Annotated in this window: 20 protein-coding genes; 5 read left to right on the forward strand and 15 right to left on the reverse strand. The window is 73.4% G+C overall.

Annotated elements, in window-relative coordinates; translation table 11 throughout:
- Positions 1-120 precede the first annotated feature (120 nt).
- The 4 genes from infB to rimP form a co-directional block, all read right to left on the reverse strand.
- The gene (gene infB / locus OG871_RS14135) at positions 121-3,264 is read right to left on the reverse strand and encodes a translation initiation factor IF-2 (RefSeq protein WP_371497112.1); all 3,144 of its coding nucleotides are present in this window, start codon (positions 3,262-3,264) and stop codon (positions 121-123) included.
- A 186-nt stretch (positions 3,265-3,450) separates the two neighbouring features.
- Positions 3,451-3,744, reverse strand: a complete 294-nt coding sequence (locus OG871_RS14140; RefSeq protein ID WP_371503304.1) for a YlxR family protein — start codon at positions 3,742-3,744, stop codon at positions 3,451-3,453.
- Positions 3,745-3,831: 87 nt separating this feature from the next.
- Positions 3,832-4,830, reverse strand: coding sequence for a transcription termination factor NusA (nusA, locus tag OG871_RS14145; protein ID WP_371497113.1), 999 nt, complete (start codon positions 4,828-4,830; stop codon positions 3,832-3,834).
- Between the two features lie 51 nt (positions 4,831-4,881).
- On the reverse strand, positions 4,882-5,469 hold the full coding sequence (gene rimP / locus OG871_RS14150) for a ribosome maturation factor RimP (protein WP_371497114.1): 588 nt from the start codon (positions 5,467-5,469) through the stop codon (positions 4,882-4,884).
- Positions 5,470-5,709: 240 nt separating this feature from the next.
- On the opposite strand from rimP, the gene OG871_RS14155 reads away from it, so the two are divergent.
- Together OG871_RS14155 and OG871_RS14160 are read left to right on the forward strand one after the other, a co-directional pair.
- The gene (locus OG871_RS14155; RefSeq protein ID WP_371497115.1) at positions 5,710-6,789 is read left to right on the forward strand and encodes a ferritin-like domain-containing protein; all 1,080 of its coding nucleotides are present in this window, start codon (positions 5,710-5,712) and stop codon (positions 6,787-6,789) included.
- Positions 6,790-6,886: 97 nt separating this feature from the next.
- Positions 6,887-7,813, forward strand: a complete 927-nt coding sequence (locus tag OG871_RS14160; RefSeq protein ID WP_371497116.1) for an aminoglycoside phosphotransferase family protein — start codon at positions 6,887-6,889, stop codon at positions 7,811-7,813.
- On the opposite strand, the gene OG871_RS14165 is transcribed toward OG871_RS14160, so the two are convergent.
- From OG871_RS14165 to OG871_RS14205, 9 genes are all read right to left on the reverse strand, one after another.
- Entirely contained in the window at positions 7,786-8,352 is a 567-nt protein-coding gene (locus OG871_RS14165) for an N-acetyltransferase family protein (RefSeq protein ID WP_371497117.1), read from the reverse strand. The genes OG871_RS14160 and OG871_RS14165 overlap by 28 nt on opposite strands.
- A gap of 86 nt (positions 8,353-8,438) precedes the next feature.
- Positions 8,439-9,314 (reverse strand): GNAT family N-acetyltransferase, encoded by an 876-nt coding sequence (locus OG871_RS14170; protein ID WP_371503305.1) that lies wholly within the window; start codon positions 9,312-9,314, stop codon positions 8,439-8,441.
- A gap of 127 nt (positions 9,315-9,441) precedes the next feature.
- Positions 9,442-10,602: a flavodoxin-dependent (E)-4-hydroxy-3-methylbut-2-enyl-diphosphate synthase gene (gene ispG / locus OG871_RS14175; RefSeq protein WP_371497118.1), complete on the reverse strand. Its 1,161-nt coding sequence runs from the start codon at positions 10,600-10,602 to the stop codon at positions 9,442-9,444.
- Between the two features lie 142 nt (positions 10,603-10,744).
- Positions 10,745-12,049 carry an RIP metalloprotease gene (locus tag OG871_RS14180; RefSeq protein ID WP_371497119.1) on the reverse strand — a complete coding sequence of 435 codons (1,305 nt, stop codon included), beginning with the start codon at positions 12,047-12,049 and terminating at the stop codon, positions 10,745-10,747.
- A gap of 40 nt (positions 12,050-12,089) precedes the next feature.
- Positions 12,090-13,316 carry a 1-deoxy-D-xylulose-5-phosphate reductoisomerase gene (dxr, locus tag OG871_RS14185; RefSeq protein ID WP_371497120.1) on the reverse strand — a complete coding sequence of 409 codons (1,227 nt, stop codon included), beginning with the start codon at positions 13,314-13,316 and terminating at the stop codon, positions 12,090-12,092.
- Positions 13,317-13,383: 67 nt separating this feature from the next.
- Positions 13,384-13,791: a hypothetical protein gene (locus OG871_RS14190; protein WP_371497121.1), complete on the reverse strand. Its 408-nt coding sequence runs from the start codon at positions 13,789-13,791 to the stop codon at positions 13,384-13,386.
- A gap of 113 nt (positions 13,792-13,904) precedes the next feature.
- Positions 13,905-15,347: an aldehyde dehydrogenase family protein gene (locus OG871_RS14195; RefSeq protein WP_371497122.1), complete on the reverse strand. Its 1,443-nt coding sequence runs from the start codon at positions 15,345-15,347 to the stop codon at positions 13,905-13,907.
- A 152-nt stretch (positions 15,348-15,499) separates the two neighbouring features.
- Positions 15,500-17,065 carry a PucR family transcriptional regulator gene (locus OG871_RS14200; RefSeq protein WP_371497123.1) on the reverse strand — a complete coding sequence of 522 codons (1,566 nt, stop codon included), beginning with the start codon at positions 17,063-17,065 and terminating at the stop codon, positions 15,500-15,502.
- Positions 17,066-17,222: 157 nt separating this feature from the next.
- Positions 17,223-19,289, reverse strand: a complete 2,067-nt coding sequence (locus OG871_RS14205; RefSeq protein WP_371497124.1) for an ATP-binding protein — start codon at positions 19,287-19,289, stop codon at positions 17,223-17,225.
- A gap of 243 nt (positions 19,290-19,532) precedes the next feature.
- Here OG871_RS14205 and gabT point away from each other — a divergent pair, with 243 nt between their 5' ends.
- Both gabT and OG871_RS14215 read left to right on the forward strand, forming a co-directional pair.
- A complete protein-coding gene (gene gabT / locus OG871_RS14210) occupies positions 19,533-20,873 on the forward strand; it encodes a 4-aminobutyrate--2-oxoglutarate transaminase (protein ID WP_371497125.1) in 1,341 nt (446 codons plus the stop codon).
- A gap of 367 nt (positions 20,874-21,240) precedes the next feature.
- Entirely contained in the window at positions 21,241-21,909 is a 669-nt protein-coding gene (locus OG871_RS14215; protein WP_371497126.1) for a phosphatase PAP2 family protein, read from the forward strand.
- Here OG871_RS14215 and OG871_RS14220 read toward each other — a convergent pair.
- A complete protein-coding gene (locus OG871_RS14220; RefSeq protein ID WP_371497127.1) occupies positions 21,903-22,244 on the reverse strand; it encodes a DUF2218 domain-containing protein in 342 nt (113 codons plus the stop codon). The genes OG871_RS14215 and OG871_RS14220 overlap by 7 nt on opposite strands.
- 160 nt (positions 22,245-22,404) lie before the next feature.
- Here OG871_RS14220 and OG871_RS14225 point away from each other — a divergent pair, with 160 nt between their 5' ends.
- The gene (locus OG871_RS14225; protein WP_371497128.1) at positions 22,405-22,905 is read left to right on the forward strand and encodes a MarR family winged helix-turn-helix transcriptional regulator; all 501 of its coding nucleotides are present in this window, start codon (positions 22,405-22,407) and stop codon (positions 22,903-22,905) included.
- On the opposite strand, the gene OG871_RS14230 is transcribed toward OG871_RS14225, so the two are convergent.
- Complete coding sequence (locus tag OG871_RS14230) at positions 22,796-23,737, reverse strand: EamA family transporter (RefSeq protein WP_371503306.1); 942 nt, start codon at positions 23,735-23,737, stop codon at positions 22,796-22,798. The two genes, OG871_RS14225 and OG871_RS14230, sit on opposite strands and share 110 nt — an antisense overlap.
- Positions 23,738-23,809: the final 72 nt, after the last annotated feature.

Genomic DNA, 23,809 nt, shown 5'->3' on the forward strand with positions numbered 1-23,809 from the left:
CCGACCTGAAGGCCTCGTAGGGACCGCCCGGAAAGGGCGGACGTACGTGGACCCTACACAGCGAGACCGGGGCCGGTCGACGGGAATTCACTCCCGTCGACCGGCCCCGGATTCCACCGCTTACGAGCGCGGCTTCTCGCGCATCTCGTAGGTCTCGATGACGTCCTCGACCTTGATGTCGTTGAACGACCCGAGGGTCACACCGGCCTCGAAGCCCTCGCGGACCTCGGTCGCGTCGTCCTTGAAGCGGCGCAGACCCTCGATGTTGAGGTTCTCCGCCACGACCTTGCCGTCGCGCAGCAGGCGGGCCTTGGTGTTGCGTCGGATGATGCCCTCGCGGACGAGCACACCGGCGATGTTGCCGAACTTGGAGGAACGGAACACCTCGCGGATCTCCGCAGAGCCGAGGCGCACCTCCTCGTACTCCGGCTTGAGCATGCCCTTGAGGGCCGCCTCGATCTCCTCGATCGCCTGGTAGATGACCGAGTAGTACCGGATGTCGACGCCTTCGCGCTCGGCCGCGGTACGGGCACGCCCCTCGGCGCGCACGTTGAAGCCGATGATGATGGCGTCCGAGCCCATCGCCAGGTCCACGTCGGACTCGGTGATGGCACCCACACCGCGGTGCAGGATCCGGAGCTCGACCTCCTCGCCCACGTCCAGCTTGACGAGAGCGTCCTCGAGGGCCTCGACCGAACCGGAGACGTCACCCTTGATGATGAGGTTGAGCTTCTCGATGCTGCCGGCCGCCAGGGCCGCCTCGAAGCCTTCGAGCGAGACCCGGACACGACGCTGCGCGAAGGACGCGTTGCGGTCGCGAGCGGCACGCTTCTCGGCGATCTGGCGGGCCGTGCGGTCCTCGTCGACGACGATGAAGCTGTCGCCGGCGCGGGGCACCGAGGTGAGACCGAGCAGCAGCACCGGACGGGACGGGCCCGCCTCGGCGAGGCTGTTGCCGTTCTCGTCGAGCATGGCGCGGACGCGGCCGTAGGCGTCGCCGACCACGATCGAGTCACCGACGCGGAGGGTACCGCGCTGGATGAGCAGCGTCGCCATGGCGCCGCGGCCCTTGTCGAGGTGGGCCTCGATCGCAATACCCTGCGCGTCCTGCTCCGGGTTGGCCCGCAGGTCGAGCGAGGCGTCGGCGGTCAGGACGACCGCCTCCAGCAGCTGGTCGATGTTCAGACCCTGGCGCGCGGAGATGTCGACGAACATGGTGTCGCCGCCGTACTCCTCGGCCACCAGGCCGAACTCCGTCAGCTGACCGCGGACCTTGGTCGGGTCGGCACCCTCGACGTCGATCTTGTTGACCGCGACCACGATCGGGACACCGGCGGCCTTGGCGTGGTTGAGCGCCTCGACCGTCTGCGGCATGACACCGTCGTTGGCCGCGACCACCAGGATCGCGATGTCGGTGGACTTGGCACCACGGGCACGCATGGCGGAGAACGCCTCGTGACCCGGGGTGTCGAGGAAGGTGATCGGACGGTCTTCGCCGTTCACCGTCGCCGTGACCTGGTAGGCACCGATGTGCTGGGTGATGCCGCCGGCCTCGCCGGCCACCACGTTGGTCTTGCGGATGGCGTCCAGCAGGCGGGTCTTACCGTGGTCGACGTGACCCATGACGGTGACGACCGGCGGGCGGGCCGCCAGCATGTCCTCGTCGCCCTCGTCGGCACCGAAGTCGATGTCGAACGACTCCAGCAGCTCACGGTCCTCGTCGTCACGGCTGACGATCTCCAGGACGAAGCCCATCTCGCCGGCGAGCAGCTCCAGGGTGGCGTCCGAGACCGACTGGGTCGCGGTCACCATCTCACCGAGGTTGAACATCACCGAGACGAGCGCCGCCGGGTTGGCGTTGATCTTCTCCGCGAAGTCCGTCAGCGAGGCACCGCGGGAGAGGCGAACGGTGGAACCGTTGCCACGCGGCAGCATCACGCCGCCCACGGACGGGGCCTGCATGGCCTCGTACTCCTGGCGCTTCGCCCGCTTCGACTTGCGACCACGGGCCGGACGGCCACCGGGGCCACGGCCGAAGGCACCCTGCGTGCCACCACGGGCACCCGGGCCGCCGGGACGGCCGCCGAAGCCACCGGGACGGCCACCGCCGCCACCGAAGCCGCCGCCACCGCCGCCACCCGGACGGGGGCCGCCGAAGCCGCCGCCGCCACCGGCCGGGCGCGAGCCCGGGCCGGCCGGACGACCGGCGAAGCCGGGACGGGCGCCGCCGCCACCGGGCGCACCGGGACGGGCGCCGGGGCCGCCACCCGGGCGCGGGCCCGGACGCGGGCCGGGACCGGCCGGACGCTGCGGCATCATGCCCGGGTTCGGGCGCGGCATGCCGGACGGGCTGGGAGCACCCGGACGCGGGCCGGCCGGACGGGGCATGCCGTCCGGACGCGGACGGTCGCCGGCGGGACGCGGGGCGCCACCGGGGCCACCCTGACCCGGACGGGCCGGACGGTCGCCGGCGGGACGCGGACGGTCACCGGGACCACCCTGGCCCGGACGGGCCGGACGGTCGCCGGCGGGACGCGGACGGTCACCGGCGGGAGCACCGCCGGGGCCACCCTGGCCCGGACGGGCCGGACGGTCGCCCGCGGGACGCGGACGGTCGCCGCCACCCTGGCCGGCCGGGCGCGGAGCGCCGGGACGGGCCATACCGGTGTTGCTGGACGTGAACGGGTTGTTGCCCGGACGCGGACCGGCCGGACGCGGACCCGGACGGGCCGCGGGGTTGGCCGGACGCGCGGCGGCCGGACGGGCCGCCGGAGCCGCAGCCTCGCCACCGGCCGGAGCCGGGGAGGAGAACTCGGCAGCCGGAGCGGCCGGGGCGGCGGGAGCCGCAGCGGCGGCCGGGGCCGGCGCAGCCGGACGGGCAGCCGGGCGCGGGCCGGGGGCCGGCGCGCCTGCGGGCTTGACGGGTGCGGCCGGCGCCGGAGCGGCGGCTGCGGGGGTCGGACGGGGGCCCGGCGTCACGGTGGGACGCGGGCCGGGGGTGGGTGCACCCGGGCGGGGTGCGGCCGCACCGGCGGAACCGCCGGCGGGCTGGGGCGCCGCGGGCTTCCGCGGGCCAGGCTTGGCGGACGCGCCACCGGACGGCGGCGTCGCTCCCAGAGCATCAGTCAACTTGCGCACGACCGGCGCCTCGATCGTCGAGGACGCCGAACGGACGAACTCACCGAGCTCGGTGAGCTTGGCCATCACAGCCTTGCTCTCCAAGCCAAGCTCCTTGGCGAGTTCATATACCCGGACCTTAGCCACTTCACTCCTGTCTATGAGTCCGGGGTGGTCGTCCGCCGGACTGTCGCTACTTCATGGGCGTACTCATCGCGTACTCATCGAGTGCTCATCGCAATCTCGACCTACTTCCATCTCGCGAGGTACCTGACGTGACGCACGGCGTGCCGCCGCCATGCGCTGTGTGCGTGTTACGGGTGATCTGTCTCCTCAGGGCGTCGGCGAACCGCCCGCCCGGTCCTCGACACAGGCCCGCAGTGCGTCGGTGTCGAGCGTCTCCTTGAGCCGGAAGGCCCTGGGAAACGCCCGGCGGCGTACCGCGAGGTCGAGGCAGCCAGGCTCGGGATGCAGATGCGCACCCCGGCCCGGCAGTGTGCCGCGCGGATCGGGGACGCACACGCCCTCGACCGCCACGACACGCAACAGCTCGTGCTTGGCCGCTCGCTTGCGGCAGCCCACGCAGGTGCGTTCCGGGCATGCTCGGACATGCGTCCGGCCAGACAGAATCAAGTCTACCCCTCCGAAGGGACATGACGCCGCCCCGCCAACCGAGGGCGGGCGACGCACTGGCGAACCGCGCGCTGCGGAGCCCTATTCCCGGCCCTCGCCGTCCGGCACCTCGGTGTCCGGACGGATGTCGATCCGCCAGCCGGTGAGGCGGGCGGCCAAGCGGGCGTTCTGCCCCTCCTTGCCGATCGCCAGCGACAGCTGGTAGTCCGGCACGATCACCCGTGCGGAGCGCTGCGAGAGGTCCACGATCTCGACCTTCGTCACCCGTGCGGGGGACAGCGCGGCCGCGACCATCTCGGCCGGGTCCTCCGACCAGTCCACGATGTCGATCTTCTCGCCGTGCAGCTCGGCCATCACGTTGCGCACCCGGCCGCCCATCGGGCCGATGCAGGCGCCCTTGGCGTTCAGGCCCGCGCGGCGCGACCACACGGCGATCTTGGTGCGGTGGCCGGCCTCGCGGGCGATCGCGGCGATCTCCACCGAACCGTCGGCGATCTCCGGGACCTCCAGCGCGAACAGCCGCTTCACCAGGCTGGGGTGAGTGCGCGACAGCGTCACCGACGGACCGCGGACACCGCGGCGGACGCCCACCACGTAGCACTTCAGCCGGGTGCCGTGCCGGTAGTCCTCACCGGGGACCTGCTCCTGCGGGGGCAGGATGGCCTCCAGCTTGCCGATGTCGACCAGGATGTTCTTGGGGTCGTTGCCCTGCTGGACGACACCGGTGACGATGTCGCCCTCCTTGCCCGCGTACTCGCCGAAGGTCTGGTCGTCCGCCGCGTCGCGCAGACGCTGCAGAATCACCTGCTTGGCGGTCGAGGCGGCGATCCGGCCGAAGCCGCTCGGGGTGTCGTCGAACTCCTTCGGCTCGACACCCTCCTCCAGCTCCGCCGGGTCCTCCAGCGCCCACACGGTCACGTGCCCGGTCTTGCGGTTCAGCTCGACCCGCGCCCGGCGGCGGGAGCCCTCGGTGCGGTGGTACGCGATGAGAAGCGCCGACTCGATCGACTCGACCAGCAGGTCGAACGGAACGCCCTTCTCGGTAACCAGCCCACGCAGGGCGCTCATGTCGATGTCCACGGCTACGCCTCCTCTTCACTCATCAGATTCACAGTGCGGTCTCTCCGGTGACTACCGGTCCGCACCCTCGTCCGCCCCCTCGGAGGCGTCGTCCACGAAGTCTTCGTCGTCGTCTGCGGCGTCGTCGGCCAGATCGGCCGCCTCGTCGAGCAGCTCGTCGTCCTTGCGGTTGAACTCGACCTGGACCCGCGCCCGGTCGATCTCGGCCCAGGCCAGGCGGCGCTCCTTCGGACGGCCGCGGCCCTTCACCGGCTGCACCTCGACCAGCACGCCGTCCTCGTCGCTCTCCAGCACCCGCGCGACGATCTCCTTGCCGTCCGTCAGGTGCACCTTGGCGAGCCGGCCCTCGGCCCGGCGCCAGTGGCGGGGCTCGGCGAGCGGGCGCTCGGCACCCGGGGAGCCGACCTCGAGCAGGTAGGGCGCGGCGCCCATCAGATCGGAGTCGTCGAGCACCTGGCCCACCGCACGGCTGAACTCCGCGATCGCGTCGAGGTCCACGCCGCCGTCGGCGTCCACGTCGATCTGCACCTGGCGGCGGCTGCCGGCCTGGGTGACGGCGACGGTTTCGAGGTCCAGCCCGGCCTCGGCGGCCAGGGGCTCCAGCAGCGCGCGCAACCGGTCGGTCTGGGTGGTGCTCATCCGGGTGACTCCTCGGGCGCGTCTGCTGTTGTCGAAGGTGCTAACTGAGAGCAGAGCCTATCGGGCCAACCCCCGAAACGCCGATTCCGACCTGACCGTGAGCCGCCTGGCGGACCCCGCTGCGAGCAAGGTCACAGTGTACGGATAGCGTCCATCCGGGCTCGAACTCGTGAGGGTCCGGTAATGATTCACGCAGCAGGGGGGCTCTGGACCTCCCATGAGCGGACGGGAGCCCCCACGATGCTGTCCCCCACCCGGCGGACATTCCTGTTCCTCGGCGCGCTCACCGGCGTCCAGCTGCTCTGCGGCTGCACCGACGAGCACGAGAGCGACAGCCCCGGCGCCGAGCACCGGCCGGACCAGGACCTGCCGCTGCGCACCAGGGCGGTGGCCGCCACCGACGCGCTGCTCGCCGGGTACGACAGCGTGCTCGCCGGGCCCGGGGCCGCCCAGGGGGACCTGCTGCGCAAGCAGCGCGAGGAGGTCGCCCAGCACCGCAGCGCCCTCGCCCAGGGTCTGCCGACCACCCCCGCCACGCCGTCCGGCGCGTCCGGCAGCGCACCCGCCTCCGCACCCACCTCCGCGCCCGGGGCCGCACCCGGTGCGGCGATCGGCACGGTCGCCGCACTGGCCGCCGCCGAACGCCAGACCGCCACGGACCGGCTGGCCGACCTGGAGGCCGCCTCCCCCGCCCTGGCCAGGCTGCTGGCCTCGGTGTCCGCCGCCGGCGCCCTGCACGCCACCCGGCTGGGTGACACCGGACCGGTCGGCGCGGCCGCCGCCTCGCCCGCGCCCTCGGCACCCCCGTCCGGCTCCGCCTCCGCCGCCCCCTCGTCCGGTACCCCCGCGCCGCTGCCGTCGGCCGCCGCGACCGGGGCCCAGTCCGCGCTGGCCGCCGAGCACGCGGCGGTCTACGGCTACGGCGTCGCCTGCGCCTACCTGCCGGTCGGCAGGCAGCGCGAGGACGGCCGCGCCGACTACCTCGCGCACCAGGCCCGACGGGACGCCTGGCAGCGGCTGCTCCGCGCCGGCGGCGCCGGGCCCACCGCCGCGGCCGCCGGCTACCGGCTGCCCTTCGCGGTCAAGGACCAGGCCACCGCCGGGCAGTTGGCCGCACACATCGAGACCCAGCTGACCACCGTCTACGCCGACGTGGTCGGCGCCGGCACCGGCCCGGTCCGGCTGCAGGCCGCCGGCGCCCTGCGGGAGAGCGTGCTGCGGGCCGCGCACTGGGGCGCCGCACCGTCCGCGCTGCCCGGTCTGCCGGCCCCCGCCGACGCCCCGGCGAGCCCCCCGCCCAGCCCTTCGCCGAGCCGCTGAACGGGTGCCCCTCCGAGAGCCTGACCAGCAGACTTCGCCCGATGGCCGACAATGGGCCGGACAGCACCCGAAGGGACGGACCGACCGAGAGGCCAGCATGCCGGCACGACCAGGACAGATCACCGTCCCCGAGCGGCTGACCGAGACCGTCCGGCTCTGGGAGGGCGCCGCGGGCCTCGACTGGCTGGCCGAGCTGCCCGCCCGCTTCGAGGAGCAACTCGCCCGCCGGGACCTGGTCCTGGACCGGATCTGCGAGCCGGGCGGGCGGATCAGCCTGGTCGGCTACGTGCACCGGGCCGACGACCTGGCACCCGCCGTGCTCAAGCTGGGCATGGTCAACCGGGAGACCGCCCAGGAACACGCCGCGCTGACCCGCTGGGCCGGCCGCGGCGCCGTCCTGCTGCTGGCCGCCGAGCCGGCGCACGGCGTGCTGCTGCTGGAACGGCTGCACGGCGACATCCCACTGCGCTCGCTCGCCGAGGCCAAGGCCATGCTGGAGGCCGCCGGGCTGCTCCAGCGGCTGTGGGTGGCACCCGGTGACGACCATCCCTTCACCTCGGTCGGCGAACGGGTCGGCCAACTGGCCGAGCTGATCCGCGAGCAGCGCGAGCTGCCCGGCGCCGCCGAGGCCCGCTCACTGATCGACGAGGCCCTGGAGACCGCCGGCGCCCTGCTCGCCGACCAGCCCGAGAGCCTGCTGCTGCACGGGGACTTCCACCACGGCAACGTCCTCGCGGCCGACCGGGCTCCGTGGCTGGCGATCGATCCCCGGCCGCTGGTCGGCGAGCGCGCGTACGACCTCGCCCGCCTGGCCCGGGACCGGCTGGACACCCTGGCCGGGTCGCCCGGCCAGCGCGGGGCGCTGCGCCGCCGGCTGCACCAGCTCGCCGACGCCGTCGAGGTGGACCGGGACCGGCTGCGCGGCTGGACGCTGTTCCGCACGGTCGAGGCCGGGCTGTGGCACATGTCCACCGGCGCGACCGAACAGGCCGAGCTCTACCTGGAGTTCGCGTCCTGGCTGTGAGGTGACCGCAGCGGCAGCTGGGCGCCCATCACCGCGTACGGGCGGACCGTGTTGGGAAAGCGCACCGCCCGGGCCAGGTCCTGGTAGCCGAGTGCCCGGTAGAGCCGCCGGGCCGGGGTCTCCGCGTCGATCGCCGAGAGGATCGAGCGGTCCTTGCCGGAGCGTTCGCAGAGCGTGCGGATCAGGGCGCTGCCGACCCCGCGGCCCTGGAACTCGGGCAGCACGTGCAGCTCGGTGACCGCGAAGACGCCGTCCAGCCAGTCGCCGTGGCCGGCGGCCTCCAGGTACGGCTGGATCACCGTGCTCCACCAGTGCTCGCGCAGGTTGGGCATCCCGTAGCCGAATCCCACCAGCCGCCCGCCGGACATCGCGCCGAGCGCGATCACCCCCGGCTGGAGCGCGTGCCGTGCGACCAGCGGCAGCCGGACCGCCACCTCGGGCGGCTCCAACCCGAAGGCGACCGCCTGCACCTCCAGCGCCGTCGGCGCCCACGCGGCCAGGTCGATGGCCTCGATCGTCACCTCGGTCAGCTGCTTCATGACCCGGACGTTACTACTTCACCGATTCCCGGGGCGATCATCCGGACGGAAATCCGCGGCCTCCGGCGCCGGGCCTGCGGCCGGGCTCAGAACAGCACACTCATGAAGGCGCCGACCTCGCGGAAGCCGACCCGGCGGTAGGCGGCGCGGGCCCGGACGTTGTAGTCGTTCACGTACAGCGAGACGGTCGGGGCGACCTCGCGCAGGGCGATGTCCAGGACGGCGGCCATACCGGTCTCGGACAGACCGCGGCCGCGGTGCTCGGGGGCGACCCAGACGCCCTGGATCTGGCAGGCCCCGGAGGTGACGGCGCCGACCTCGGCCTTGAAGACCACCCGGCCGTCCTCGTCGAAACGGGCGAAGGAGCGCCCGGCGGCGACCAGTTCGGCGACCCGGGCCTGGTACAGCAGGCCGCCGTCGCCGGCCAGCGGGGAGATGCCGACCTCCTCGGTGAACATCGCCACGCAGGCCGGCATCAGGCTCTCGATCTCGTTACGGCGCACCCGCCGGACCAGCAGGTCCGGGGCCACCTCGGTGGCGGGGGTGTCGGTGGCCATCAGCGGCTGGTGGCCACGGACCTCGCGGGCCGGGCCCCAGCTGCGCTCCAGCTGCGCCCACAGGGCGGCGGTGGCGGCGGCGGGCCCGACGATCGAGGAACAGCGGCGGCCCTGGCGGCGGGCCCGCTCGGCGAAGGCGCGGACGGCCTCGGGCCCCGCGTTGACGGGGACCAGGTTGGCCCCGGCGTAGCAGAGCGACTCCAGCCTGCCGTCCTCGCCGGACCAGCCCCACATCTCGCCGCCGAGCCGCCACGGGTCCAGCCCGACGGCCTCGACCCGGGTGGCGACGAAGGCGTTGGCCACCGGATCGCGGTGGAGGACCGCCAGGGCGTCCTCCAGATCCCGGGCCTCCAGCACGCGGGTGGCCGACAGGGCCCGGGCGACCTGGAACGGGCCGGGGAGCATCACACCTCGATCGAGCACGGGCACCTCTCTGGTCCAACTCTGCGGCACCCTACTCCCCTGAGGGCGGTCCAAAGGCTGTGGGGCCGTCCGTGGGCGGACGGCCCCAGTCCGCAGCTGCGTCGGGCGCCTACTCGGCGGCCACCACGACCGGTGCGCCGGACTCGACGCCGTCGGCCTGCATCTGCTCGGCGAGCTTCAGCGCCTCCTCGATCAGGGTCTCGACGATCTTGGACTCGGGCACGGTCTTGATGACCTCGCCCTTGACGAAGATCTGGCCCTTGCCGTTGCCGGAGGCGACACCCAGGTCGGCCTCGCGGGCCTCGCCGGGGCCGTTGACGACGCAGCCCATGACCGCGACGCGCAGCGGCACCTCCATGCCCTCCAGGCCGGCCGTGACCTCCTCGGCGAGCTTGTAGACGTCGACCTGGGCCCGGCCGCAGGACGGGCAGGAGACGATCTCCAGGCCGCGCTGGCGCAGGTTCAGCGACTCCAGGATCTGGTTGCCGACCTTGATCTCCTCGGCCGGCGGGGCGGAGAGCGAGACCCGGATGGTGTCGCCGATGCCCTCGGACAGCAGCGCACCGAAGGCCACCGCGGACTTGATGGTGCCCTGGAAGGAGGGGCCGGCCTCGGTGACGCCGAGGTGCAGCGGGTAGTCGCAGGCGGCGGCCAGCTGGCGGTAGGCGTTGATCATCACGACCGGGTCGTTGTGCTTGACCGAGATCTTGATGTCGCGGAAGTCGTGCTCCTCGAACAGCGAGCACTCCCACAGCGCGGACTCGACCAGCGCCTCCGGGGTGGCCCGGCCGTACTTCTCCAGCAGGCGCTTGTCGAGCGAGCCGGCGTTGACGCCGATCCGGATCGGGACGCCGGCGCTCCTGGCCGCCTTGGCGATCTCGCCGACCTTGTCGTCGAAGGCCTTGATGTTGCCCGGGTTCACGCGGACGGCGGCGCAGCCGGCGTCGATCGCGGCGAACACGTACTTGGGCTGGAAGTGGATGTCCGCGATGACCGGGATCTGGGACTTCTTGGCGATGATCGGCAGCGCGTCGGCGTCGTCCTGCGACGGCACGGCGACCCGGACGATCTGGCAGCCGGAGGCCGTCAGCTCGGCGATCTGCTGGAGCGTCGCGTTGATGTCGGAGGTCAGCGTGGTGGTCATCGACTGGACCGAGATCGGGGCGTCACCGCCGACCGGGACGTTGCCGACCATGATCTGCCGCGAGACGCGGCGGGTGGCCAGCGGCTTGAGCGGCAAGGACGGAATACCGAGCGAGATCGCGGTCATGTGCGCAGGGTTCCCCAGGTCGAGGTCGGTGAGCGGGCCGGTGAGAGGGTGGCCCCGCCGGGCGGCCGCGGAAGGGCGCGCCCGGCTTACAAGGTACGCCACGGCCGAGCGAGGAAGCACACTCGGCCGCTCCGGACAAGAGTTAGTTGATTCTGACCGGGTTGACGATGTCGGCGACCATCACCAGCGCCGTGAAGCAGATGAAGATCCCGGCCACCACGTAGGCCACCGGCATCAGCCTGGCCACGTCGAACGGGCCCGGGTCCGGGCGGCGGACCAGCGCGGCGAACCGCCGACGGACCGACTCCCACAGCGCCCCGGCGATGTGCCCGCCGTCCAGCGGCAGCAGCGGCAGCATGTTGAACAGGAACAGCGACAGGTTGATGCCGGCCAGCAGCTGGACGACGAACGCGAGCTGCTGGGTGGCGGGGAGGTCCATCGCGAACACGTCCCCGCCGAGGCGGGCGGCGCCGACCATCCCGATCGGGTCGTCGGTGGAGCGCGGGGTGCCGTCCACCACCGCGTGCCACAGACCGGGGATCTTGCTGGGCAGGGCGGCCAGCGACTTGACGCCGTGCTCGGCCATCGCGGTCATCTGGTCGGCACTCTCACCGACCGACAGGTGGTGCACCCCCTGGGCCGGGGTGATGCCGAGGAAGCCCGCCTCGACCGTCTGCCCCTTGACCGCGTACCCGTCCTTGTCCATCACGGGCAGGGTGTTGGTGGCGATCTCCGCGGAGAGCGCGACCTGCTGTCCGTCCCGCTCGACCACGATCGGCACGGTGCGGCCGGCCGAGTCGCGGATGTCGTCCTGGAGCTGGCGGTAGGTGGTGATCTGCTCGCCGCCGAAGGAGAGCACCCGGTCGCCGTTGTGCAGCCCGGCCTTGTTGGCCGGGGACAGCGGTGCGTCGGCGGGGCACACGTCCGTGCGCTCGCCGGTCTTCACCACGCACTGGCTCACCGAGGCCACCACCGGCACCGAGATCTGCTGGCCGATGCCCATGAACAGGGCCAGGAAGAGCGCGACCGACAGGATCAGGTTCATGAACGGGCCGGCGAACATGACGATGACGCGCTTCCACGGCTTGCGGGTGTAGAACAGCCGGGTCTCGTCGCCCTCCTGGAGCTCCTCGTAGGAGGCCTCCCGGGCGTCCTCGATCATGGTCCGCCAGGGCGAGCTGCTGCGCTTGGTTATCCGGCCGTCGGCTCCGGGCGGGAACATCCCGATCATGCGGATGTAGCCGCCGAGCGGGATGGCCTTGATGCCGTACTCGGTCTCGCCCTTCCGGCGGGACCAGATGGTCGGGCCGAAGCCGACCATGTACTGCGGCACCCGGATCTTGAACAGCTTCGCGGTGGAGAGGTGCCCGAGCTCGTGCCAGGCGATCGAGAAGAGCAGGCCGAGCACGAAGATCAGGATGCCCAGCGCCCACATCAGGTTGTTCACTGCTGCTCCTCCGTCATGCCGCTCCGCTCGCCGTCCGTGCTCAACCCGCTGCCAGCTGCCGGGCCCGGGCGCGGGCCCAGTCCTCCGCGTGGAGGACGTCCGCGACGGTGAGAGAAGTTCCCGCCGGGGCGCCGTGCTCGGCCACCACCTTGGCGACAGTGTCCACGATGCCGGTGAAGGGCAGCCGGCCCTTCAGGAAAGCATCCACGCACTCCTCGTTGGCCGCATTGAAGACGGCCGGGGCCGTCCCGCCGAGCGTGCCGACCTCACGGGCCAGCTCCACCGCCGGGAAGGCGTCGTTGTCCAGGGGGAAGAACTCCCAGGTGGCGGCCTTGGTCCAGTCGCAGCCGGGGGCGGCGTCCGGGACGCGGTCCGGCCAGCCGAGGCCCAGCGCGATCGGCATCCGCATGTCCGGCGGGCTGGCCTGGGCCAGCGTGGAACCGTCCGAGAACTCCACCATCGAGTGGACGACGGACTGCGGATGGACCACGACCTCGATCCGGTCGAACGGTACGTCGTAGAGCAGGTGCGCCTCGATCACCTCAAGGCCCTTGTTCACCAGGGTGGCCGAGTTGATCGTGATCACCGGGCCCATCGCCCACGTCGGGTGCGCCAGTGCGTCCCCGGGGGTGACCGTGGCCAGCTGGTCCCTGGTCCGGCCGCGGAACGGGCCGCCGCTGGCGGTGACCACCAGCTTGCGGACCTCGGCCCGGGTGCCACCGGCCAGTGCCTGGAAGATCGCGGTGTGCTCGGAGTCGACCGGGACGATCTGCCCCGGCTTCGCCAGCTCCTTCACCAGCGGGCCGCCGACGATCAGCGACTCCTTGTTGGCGAGCACCAGCACCCGGCCGGCCCGCAGCGCGGCCAGGGTCGGGGCCAGGCCGATCGAGCCGGTGATGCCGTTGAGCACCGAGTGGCACTCGATCCGGGCGGCCTCGGTGGCGGCCTCGGGGCCGGCCAGGATCTCGGGCAGCGCCCGACCGGCCGCGTTGGCCGCCAGCGCCTCGCGCAGCGGCGCGACGGCCGCCTCGTCGGCGACCGCCACGGTGTGCACGCCCAGCCGCAGCGCCTGCTCGGCCAGCAGCTCCACCCGGCCGCCGGCCGCGGACAGCGCGACCACCCGGAACCGGTCGGGGTTGCGCAGCACCACGTCGATGGCCTGGGTGCCGATCGAGCCGGTGGAGCCGAGGATCACCAGCTCCCTGGGACCGGACGGGTCCTTGACGATCGGATTGAAGCGCAGCTGCGGGTGGGCGAGCGAGTTCATGGGCACCATTGTGTCCTGCCCGCCCGGGTGCCGTGCCCGCCTCCCCCGGCTCACCCCCCGGCCGCGGTTACTTCCAGGCCCAGAGCTTCCCGTGCGCGGAGCCGTCCGCCTCGACCTCCCACTCGAACAGACCGGCGACGCCCTTCAGCGCGGCGAACTCGGGCGACGCGGACTCGTAGACCAGAGAGCCCCGCCAGCTGGTGCCGCCGCTCTCGGTGAACTGTCCGACCCCTTGGCCGGACCAGGTGGCGTGCGCGCCTCCCGGGCTCATCAGGACGCCCTGCCCGATGCCCGCCAGCGTGCCGTCTGCCCGCATCCGCCCCGAGTAACTGCCGATGTCGTGCACCGGAACACCCAGGAGCTGCCCGTCCGCCTCGAACGAGGTCTCCACCGTCGGGGACAGCCCGTGGTCACCGGCGACCACCCGTCGCACCGTCGTCCGGCCCTCTTCCGAGCCCAGCTGGTCACCAAGCATGGCCGCTCTCCTCTCGTTGCCCCCTCCTTCCGGACTACGCCGGGCACCGAAAGGTGTCAAGACGGGCGAATGCCCCGCCACCGGCCTGCGGTGACGGGGCATCAGCGGGTGACTCAGAGGTCGATGCCGGTGAGCACCAGGACCCGCTCGTAGGTGAAGTCCTCCATCGCGTAGCGGACGCCCTCGCGGCCGACGCCGGAGTCCTTCACGCCGCCGTACGGCATCTGGTCGGCCCGGTAGGACGGGGCGTCACCGATGACCACGCCGCCGACCTGCAGCTCGCGGTGGGCGCGGAAGGCGACCTGCACGTCGTGCGTGAACACGCCCGCCTGCAGCCCGAAGGCGGAGTTGTTCGCCTCGGCGAACGCGTCCTCGGTGGACTCCACCCGGTGCAGCGAGAGCACCGGGCCGAAGACCTCGGCCGTGGCCAGGATCGAGTCGGCCGGCAGCTCGGCGAGCACGGTCGGCGCGTACGCCGCGCCCTCGCGGGTGCCGCCGGTGAGGATCTTGGCCCCCTTGGCGACCGCGTCCTCGACCCAGGCCTCGACGCGCTTGGCGGCGTTCTCGTCCACCAGCGGGCCGACGTCCACGGAGTCGTCGCTCGGGTCACCGGTGACCTGCGCCTGCACCTTGGCGACGACCTTCTCGGCCAGCGCGTCGTACACCGACGCGTCGGCGATCACCCGCTGCACCGAGATGCAGGACTGGCCGCCCTGGTAGTTCGCGAAGGTCGCGATCCGGGTGGCCGCCCACTCCAGGTCGGCCTCCGAGGACCAGTCCGCGAGCACCAGGGCCGCGGCGTTGCCGCCGAGCTCCAGGGTGACGTGCTTGCGCGGCACCGAGTCCATGATCTGGTAGCCGACCTTGTCGGAACCGGTGAACGAGATGATCGGCAGCCGCTTGTCCTGGACCAGGGCCGGCATCTTCTCGTTCGGCACCGGCAGCACGCTCCAGGAGCCGGCCGGCAGCTCGGTCTCGGCCAGGATCTCGCCCAGGACCAGGGCGGAGAGCGGGGTGGCCGGGGCCGGCTTGAGGATGATCGGGGCGCCGACGGCGATCGCCGGGGCGACCTTGTGGGCGACCAGGTTCAGCGGGAAGTTGAACGGGGCGATGCCCAGCACGACGCCCTTGGGGAAGCGGCGCACCACCGCGAAGCGGCCCGTGCCGCCCGGGTCGGTGTCCAGCCGCATGGTCTCGCCGTTGGTCCGGCGGGCCTCCTCGGCCGCCCAGCGGAACACCGAGACGGCCCGGCCGACCTCGCCGCGGGCCCACTTGATCGGCTTGCCGTTCTCGGCGGTGATCAGGCGGGCGATCTCCTCGGTGCGCTCGGCCAGGCGCTTGGACACGTGGTCCAGCGCGGCCGCGCGGACGTGCGCCGGGGTGGCGGCGAAGGCCGGCGCGGCGGCCGCGGCGGCGGCCACGGCCTCCTCCACCTGCGCGTCGGTGGGCACGCTGACCTTGCCCACCAGGCTGCCGTCGTACGGGTGGCGGACCTCGAAGTCCCCGTCGCCGCTCGCCTTGCGGCCGGCCAGCCAGAACTCATGGGTGGTGGTCACGGTCGTACCGGCCCTCTCCTCGTCGTCGGCGGCTCCACGGACGGGGAGCCTGCCACCCACGGTAGGACCCGGACGGGCCAAACCGGATTGGACGCAGCGGAGCGGAACCCCTCCGGTCCACTCCACGATGGCAGGACCCCTCCGCGGCGGGCTCAGTCCTCGCCGGAGCGCAGCGCGAGCCAGAGCTCCATCCGGACGTCGGTGTCGTCGAGGGAGCGGCCGAGCAGCTCCTCCACCCGGCGCATCCGGTACCGCAGCGTGTGCCGGTGCACCCCGAGGTCGGCAGCGGCCGCGTCCCACTGGCCGTGCCGCGACAGCCAGGCCCGCAGACTGGCCACCAGATCGCCGCGCGCCGTCCGGTCGTGGTCGCGCAGCGGCCGCAGCAGGCCCTCGGCGAAGGCGGTGACCGCCTCCTCACCGAGCAGCGGCAGCAGCGACCCCGCGCCGACCTCCTCGTGGTCGACCGAGCGCCGCCCGCCGCGCTGCGCCACCGCGAGCGCCCGCTCGGCCTGGGCGTACGCCGTACCCGCGTCCTCCAGGGCGGCCGGTGCGGAGACCCCGAGCGACAGCCCCTCCTGCTCCTCGACCGCGCCGAGGCAGGCCCGGTGCGCGGCGCCGTTGTCGAGGGCGAGCACCATCAGGCGCGGGCCGTGCGGGCCGTCCTCGCGGGAGACCAGCAGCCGTTCGCCGACCTTGCCGCCGGCCTGCTCGGCGCGGTCGCCGAGCTCACCGAGCGCCTCGGCCGCCTCCGGGCCGGCGGCGGCCCCGGCGACCAGGACCCTTATCGTGCCCTCGGGCAGCCCGCCGAACAGGCCGGAGGCGACCTGCCGGGCGGTGGCCACCTCACCGGCGAGCACCATCCGCAGCAGCGCCGCGCCCATCCGCTCCTCGGCCTGCCGCAGCTCGCGCGAGCGCTCCAGGGTCAGGGTGAGCAGGGCGACGGCCGCGTTCAGGACGTAGCGCTCGGTCGGGGTGATCCGGTCCTCGGTGCCGACCGCGAGGAAGCCGCGGGCCCGGCGGTCGGCACCCAGCGACTGGACCACCACGTAGTCCTCGTCGGCGGTGTCGATCCCCGGGGACCTGCCCTGCAGCGCGGCGCTGGACGGCGCCGGTCTGCGGCGCAGCCGGTCCACCTCGGCGGCCAGCCGGCCCGCCCGGCGGGCCGCCCAGTCGGGGGCCACCGCGGAGAGCGCCCCGGAGCCGTCGTAGAGCGCGGCCCAGCCGCCGAGCCGGGCGGCGAGCCGGCGGACCACCGCGGTGGTGCCGTCCTTGCCGAGGGCGGCCCGGGTCAGCTCCTCCTGCGCCTCGAAGCTGGTGGTGACCGCCTCGTACTGCTCGGCGGCGAGTGCCGCGGAGACGGTCTTGGAGATCGCGATGAACGGCGTGGCCTCGGGCACCCGCAGCAGCGGGAGCCCGCGCTGCGCGGCCGCGTCGACCAGCGCCTGCGGCACCTCGGTGTGCGAGAGGCCGACGCCGAGCCCGAGGCCGACCACCCCGGCGTCGGCCAGCCGGTGGACGTACGCCTGCAGGCGGGCCGCGCTCTTGCCCAGCTTGATGCCGGTGGTGAGGAGGAGTTCGCCGCCCTCCAGGAAGGGCGTCGGATCGTCCAGCTCACTGGTGTGCACCCAGCGGACCGGCCGCTCCAGGTGGTCCGCGCCGGCGAGGACCGTGAGGTGGAGCGCGGTGTTGCGGACGACGGAGGCGAGTGTGGGGGGCATGGCACCTTCGATGGTTCGACCAGGCCGCGCCGTTGCGGCCGGGCGAGAGAGGGGTCTTCCCCCATTATGTACGGCCCGGACAAGCCGGAACGCCGAATCCACCGGACCGGAGTCACCGGCTCCGGACCGGCCCTGCCGAAATGGCCCGGTCCCGGGCTCAGCTGCGCAGATCGACCAGCAGCGGCGGCACCTGTTCCCCGGTCACCGTCGACAGCGAGATCACCGCGTGGCCGGTCGGCAGCGCGTGGGCCAGGTCCGAGGGCGACCAGCGGTGCCGTTCGACGTCCCGGGTGGTGACGCTCTGGGTCTGCGCGGCCGTCCCGGAGAGCGCCTTGCGCAGGGCCCGCCCCGACTTGCGGACCAGCCCGCCGGAGGTGTCCGGGGTGTGCGTGACGGCCGTCTCGGTGACCAGGTGGGTGCCCCAGGCCTCGGAGAACAGCTTGCCGTCCCAGGGCGCGATGCCCGGGAAGGCCATCCGGCAGCCGACCGCGCCGAACAGCGGCGCCCGCAGCCCCTCCGGCAGGTCGACCAGCGTGCGCAGCAGCAGTACGGCGCCCGCGTTGAGACCGCGCATCCGCTGCAGGCCGCGCACCGCGTGCTGGTCGATCGCGGCCGAGGCGTCGTCCACCACCAGGCCGGCGAACAGCTCGCGCTCCTCGCGCACCGCGGCGGCCTGCAGGAACTGGCCGACCACCAGGCGGGCCAGCATCCGGGCGGCCTCCGGGTGGCTGCGCTCGGGCAGCTTCACCCGGACCCGCAGCGGGTGGTCCAGGGCGCGCATCGCGAAGGCCGGCTTGGCGTCGGGCGTGCCGGCGAAGCAGTCCGCGAAGACCGGGCGGTCCAGCAGGGCCAGCCGGTCGGCGAGCAGCATCCCCGGGTCGTCGGCCCGGCCGCGCTGCCGGGCGCGCTGCTGGAGGTCGGCCTCGAACACACCGTCCCGGCCGGCCTTGCGCAGCGCCTCGGCCAGCTCGGCCCAGCCGTCCTCGTCCCCGCCCAGCAGGCCGCGCAGCTCGCGCACGCCGGGGTAGCGGCCGTGGGCGGCGTGGAACGGACCGACCACCTGCTGCAGGGCGGTTCGGGCGCTCTCCCCGCGCAGGACCAGCTCGTCCGGCAGCAGGGCGTCGGCCAACCGGGCGGCGGCCTCGTCGGCGGTGCGGGCGGCGCCGTACAGGTCGAGCCCGTACGGGGCGGCCGGGTCACCGGGGGCGATCACGACGTCGTACCAGGAGTCCGGGCCGAGGTCGCTGTCGGCGGCGCCGACCACCACCGCGCAGGCGGTGCCGGCCAGCGCCTGCAGGCAGAGCGCCTCGGCGAGCGGACGGGCCAGGCCGCTGGTCTTGCCGGTGCCGGCCGGGCCGACCGCGAGCAGCGAGGTGCCGAGCGTCGCCGGGTCGAGGGCGAAGCCCGCCGAGCGGTGGGCGGGCGGGTTCTTCAGGACGTTCTGGGCGGTGCCGAGCCGGACCTGGCGCACCAGCAGGTCGTGCCGGGCGCCGCGCCCGGGCAGGTCGCGGGCCTCGGAGGGGTGGGCGCAGGCGGCGGCGCCGCGGACGAGCACCTGCTCGGTGAAGTCGGGAAGCAGGGCGGGCGAGCCCAGCACCGCCTGCCAGGCCTGCCGGATCCGGACGTAGTCGACGTCGCCGACGGCCTCGGTGTCCAGCCGGGCGGCGGCCTGCTCGGCGCCGCCGGCCCGCAGGTCCTGCCAGGGCTCGGCCGGGCCGGCGGTCCGGGTGCCGGGCGGCGGGGTGTCCGGCACCTCGTGGGTGACGGTGCGGGAGAGCAGCGGGAGGAGGTAGCGGCGCCAGATCTCGGGCCAGCGGCCCATCCGGCCGAAGATCCTGATCACGGCGTAGGCGAGGGCGAGGTTCAGCAGCAGGGCGATCAGGACGGTGGGGACGAGCGGCAGCGCGCCGAGGCCCAGCAGGCCGAGCAGGGAGAACAGCGCCTGCCGGCCGTAGACGAAGGCCAGCCAGCCGACCACCAGGTTCAGTGCCGCGCGCAGCAGCAGCGGGCCGGCCGGTACGGCGGCGTCGGTGCTGCGGTTCTCGTCGAGCGGGCGGTAGTGGAGGCGGAAGATGCCCGCGGGGGTCTCCGGTCTCGGTTCGGCGGCCCACCCGGTGAGGTCGAAGGGTGGCCGGCCGCCGTCCGGGGGGCCGGGCTGCGGGGGTACCGCGGACCGTCCGCCCGCCCGCGCGGCCTGCTGCCCGTGTCCGCCGTCCAGTCCCATCGCGGCCCCGCTCCCTACGCCACCCCGGCACGATCGGTCCATCCGTGCCGCCTCTACCCATGCCGCCCACCCGGCGACACGCCCGCGCTCAATGTAGTGGAGGAGGACCGCGCGGTAACCGATCTCCGATCACTGGCCGCGCCGGACAAGTCGTACGGCCCACTGCTACCGAGTGGCGCATGCCCGCGCGGCCGGGCCCGCCGTAGCCTGCGAGGACCGCGTCTTGAGAATCTGGAGAACACCATGAGCGCTGCAACGCCGCTCCCGCAGGAGCGCCGTCTGGTCACCGCGATCCCCGGCCCGAAGTCGCAGGAGCTGCAGGCTCGCAAGCTCGGCGCGGTGGCCGCCGGTGTCGGCACCACCCTGCCGGTCTACATCTCGCGCGCCGGTGGCGGCGTGCTGGAGGACGTGGACGGCAACTCGCTGATCGACTTCGGTTCCGGCATCGCCGTGACCAACGTGGGCAACAGCGCCGCCGCCGTGGTCGTCAAGGCGACCGAGCAGCTGGCCGCCTTCACGCACACCTGTTTCATGGTGACCCCGTACGAGGGCTACGTGGCCGTCGCCGAGCAGCTCAACGAGCTGACGCCGGGCGACCACGAGAAGCGCACCGCGCTGTTCAACTCGGGCGCCGAGGCGGTCGAGAACGCGGTCAAGATCGCTCGGGTCCACACCAAGCGCACCGCCGTCGTGGTGTTCGACCACGGCTACCACGGCCGCACCAACCTGACCATGGGCCTGACGGCGAAGAACATGCCGTACAAGCAGGGTTTCGGTCCGTTCGCGCCGGAGATCTACCGCGTGCCGGTCGCCTACCCCTACCGCTGGCTGACCGGTGCGGAGAACTGCGCCGCCGAGGCCGCCGCGCAGGCGATCGACATCATCAACAAGCAGATCGGCGCCGACAACGTCGCGGCGATCATCATCGAGCCGATCCAGGGCGAGGGCGGCTTCATCGAGCCGGCCAAGGGCTTCCTCCCGGCGATCGCCGAGTACGCGAAGGCCAACGGCATCGTCTTCGTCGCGGACGAGATCCAGACCGGCTTCTGCCGCACCGGCGACTGGTTCGCCTGTGACGACGAGGGCGTCGTCCCGGACCTCATCACCACCGCCAAGGGCATCGCCGGCGGTCTGCCGCTGGCCGCCGTGACCGGCCGCGCCGAGATCATGGACGCCGCGCACGCCGGTGGCCTGGGCGGCACCTACGGTGGCAACCCGGTGGCCTGCGCCGCCGCGCTGGGCTCGATCGAGACCATGAAGTCCGAGGACCTCAACGGCAAGGCCCGGCGGATCGGCGAGGTCATGCTGGGCCGCCTGCACGCCATGCAGGAGAAGTTCGACGTGATCGGTGAGGTCCGCGGCCGCGGCGCGATGATCGCCGTCGAGCTGGTCAAGCCGGGCACCAAGGACCCGAACCCCGAGTTCACCGCCGCCGTGGCGAAGGCCTGCCACGCCGAGGGCCTGGTCGTCCTGACCGCCGGCACCTACGGCAACGTGCTGCGCTTCCTGCCCCCGCTGGTGATGCCGGAGCACCTGCTGGTCGAGGGTCTCGACATCATCGAGAGTGCCTTCGCCGCCGTCTGACGGTAGCGGAGCGTTCGGGAGCGGCCCGGTCCACCACGGACCGGGCCGCTCCGTTTTCGTACGCTTTCCGTGTCCCCGTTCGGAGAACGTTCACAGACCACCGAGTGACCATGGAGGTTGTACCGGCGGTGGTGAAGATGCTGTGGCGATCCAACGAACCATCCCGCGAGGGCAGGGTCATGACGTACTGTCATGACAGATGGACAGCGAGCCCGACGACTTAGCGACAACCCCGTCCGAGGCCCCCGCCGGGGCTCCGGACACTCATGACCGATCGACCGGCCGTCCGCCCCAAACCCCCCGGGGCGCACGGAGCGGCGATCACCTCAGCCGCCCCGGGGCTCTCCCCCCCGCCTCGGGGCGGCTCATGCGTTCCGCGGCGCCGGCGGCGCTCGCCCTGGTGCTGGTGGTGATCTCCTGGCAGGTCCGGGCCGACGGCCCGCTGCTGGACCTGGACCGCAGTGCCCGGCACGCCACCTGGGACTTCCGCCACGCGCTGCACAGCACGCTGGTGAACCACCTGGGCGCGACCCTCTCCGACCTCGGCGGGAACGTTCCGGCCTTCCCGCTGCTCCTGCTGGGCGGCACGCTCGCGGCCGGGCTGCGGCGCCGCACCGACTCCCCGCGCTGGTGGCTGCCGCTGCCGGTCGCCGTCCTGGCCGGCGCGGCCGTCCCGGCCCTGGTCGTCCCCACCAAGACCTTCTTCGCCCGGCCCGGCCCGTTCGGCATGCCGCTCACCCCCGAGCAGCTCGGCTGGTACCCGTCGGGCCACACCGCGACCTCGACCATCGCGTACGGGACCGCCGCGCTGCTGATCGGCCGGGAGCTCGGCCGCCGGGCCCGGCGGCTGCTGTACACGGCGACCGCGCTGCTCTGCGCGGGAGTCGGCTGGGGGCTGGTGTGGAGCGACTACCACTGGCTGCTGGACGTGCTGGCCAGCTGGTGCCTGGGCGGCCTGGTGCTGTGGGCGCTGGCCCGCCGGCTCGCGCCGCCGGCCGCGGAACCCGCCGGACCGGCGCAGCCCGGCGGTCACTGACCCCCGGCGGCCTCCTCCTCGTTGCGCTGGACCAGTCCGGGCTCGCCGTTGTCGCGGTGCCACTCGACCACCAGCTCGTCCCGGGAGCCGAAGCGGACCAGGTGGCGACCGACGACGTCCTCCAGGCCGGGCAGCTCCTCGGCCGCGCCCTCGACGGCGAGCAGCAGGGCACCGGGCTCGGCGACCAGGGTCGCGGTGCCGCCCCGGAAGGCGAGCTCGCCGCGGCCGGCCTCCTCGGACCAGTCGGCCCGGATCTTGCGCCCCATGTGGGCGGCCAGCTGCTTGCCGTAGCGGGCCGGGCGGTCGGTGCGGACGCGGGCCTCGGAACGTGCCATCGGAACTCCAAAGTTAGGATTGCCTAAGTTTCTCCACCGTACCCCAGATGCTGAGCTTGGCTCAATATCTTGAGGGGCGAGATCGCCTCCGCCCGCCGGATACCCTGACCCCACCCTTCCCCGGCCTCCGGCCAGGGGCACACCGAGCCCGGAGCCCGCCATGACCACCCCGCCGACGGCCGACACCGCCGCCGAACTCGCCGACGCGCTCACCCGGGCGATGAAGCGGATCCGTCGGCAGACCATGCAGCGGCTGGAGCCGTACGGGATCACCCCCGGCCAGGCCCGCGCCCTGCGCACGCTCGCGCACGCCCCGGGCTGCGAGGGCCGGGAGACCATGCGGCTGAGCGAGCTGGCCGACCGGCTGCACATCGCGCCCCGCTCGGCCACCACCGTGGTGGACGCCCTGGAGGAGGCCGGCCTGGTCACCCGCACGCCCGATCCGACCGACCGGCGGGCGGTGCGCCTGGTCCTGACCGACGCCGGGTGGGCGGCCCTGGAGCGGATCGGGCAGGTCCGGCACGAGGTCGCCCAGGAGTACTTCGCCCCGGTCAGCCCTGCCGAGCAGACCGCCCTGCTGCAGGCACTGCGCGGGGCGGAGTCGGCGTACGAGGCGCGGCTCCCGCCGCGGCGCCCGGCCGACGAGGACGCACCGCGGTGAGACCGATCCCGGCGATCACCAGCACGGCCGCGACGGCCGCCGTCGGGCTGAACCGCTCCCCCAGCAGCAGCCAGGACGAGGACATCCCGAACACCGGCACCAGCAGCGAGTACGGCGCGACCGCCGAGGCGTCGTAGCTGCGCAGCAGGAAACTCCAGGCGACGAACCCGAACAGGGTGGAGACCAGGCCGACGTAGGCGATCGCGCCCAGCCCCGCCAGGTCGATCCCGGCCAGCGCCCGCAGATCCGCCGCCGGACCCTCGACCAGCAGTGACAGGACGAGCAGCGGCAGCGGCGGGACGGCACTGACCCAGACCATCCAGCGCAGCGCGTCCGGCGGCGAGGCCTTGCGGGTCAGCACGTTGGACAGCCCCCAGAACGCGGCCGAGGCGATCACCAGGGCGAAGGCGCCGACCGGGCCGTCGAGCCCGCGGTCCACCGCGGCCAGCAGGATCCCGCCGAAGGCGACCGCCAGGCCCGCCGCCCGCAGACGGGTGGGCCGCTCGCGCAGCATCGCCGCGGCGAACACTGCGGTGAACACCGCCTGGCTCTGCAGCACCAGCGAGGACAGTCCGGCCGGCATACCCGCGTGCATCCCGAGGAAGAGCAGCCCGAACTTCACCACCCCGAGCGTGCAGCCGACCGCGACGATCCACCGCCGGGCGACCCGGGGCGGCCCCACCAGGAACACCGCCGGCACCGCCACCACCGCGAACCGCAGGGCGCAGAAGAGCAGCGGCGGAAAGTTCTCCAGTCCGACGTGGATCAGGACGAAGTTGAGGCCCCAGACGGCGGCGATCAGCACCGCCAGGGCGATGTGACGGGGGCTCATGGTGGCAGTGGTCGCTGGCATGGGACGAGCATGGCCGGACGGGAACGTGTAGCACCAGCAACGAGTTCTGAA

The organism is Kitasatospora sp. NBC_00374, assembly GCF_041434935.1.
Taxonomy (GTDB): Bacteria; Actinomycetota; Actinomycetes; order Streptomycetales; family Streptomycetaceae; genus Kitasatospora.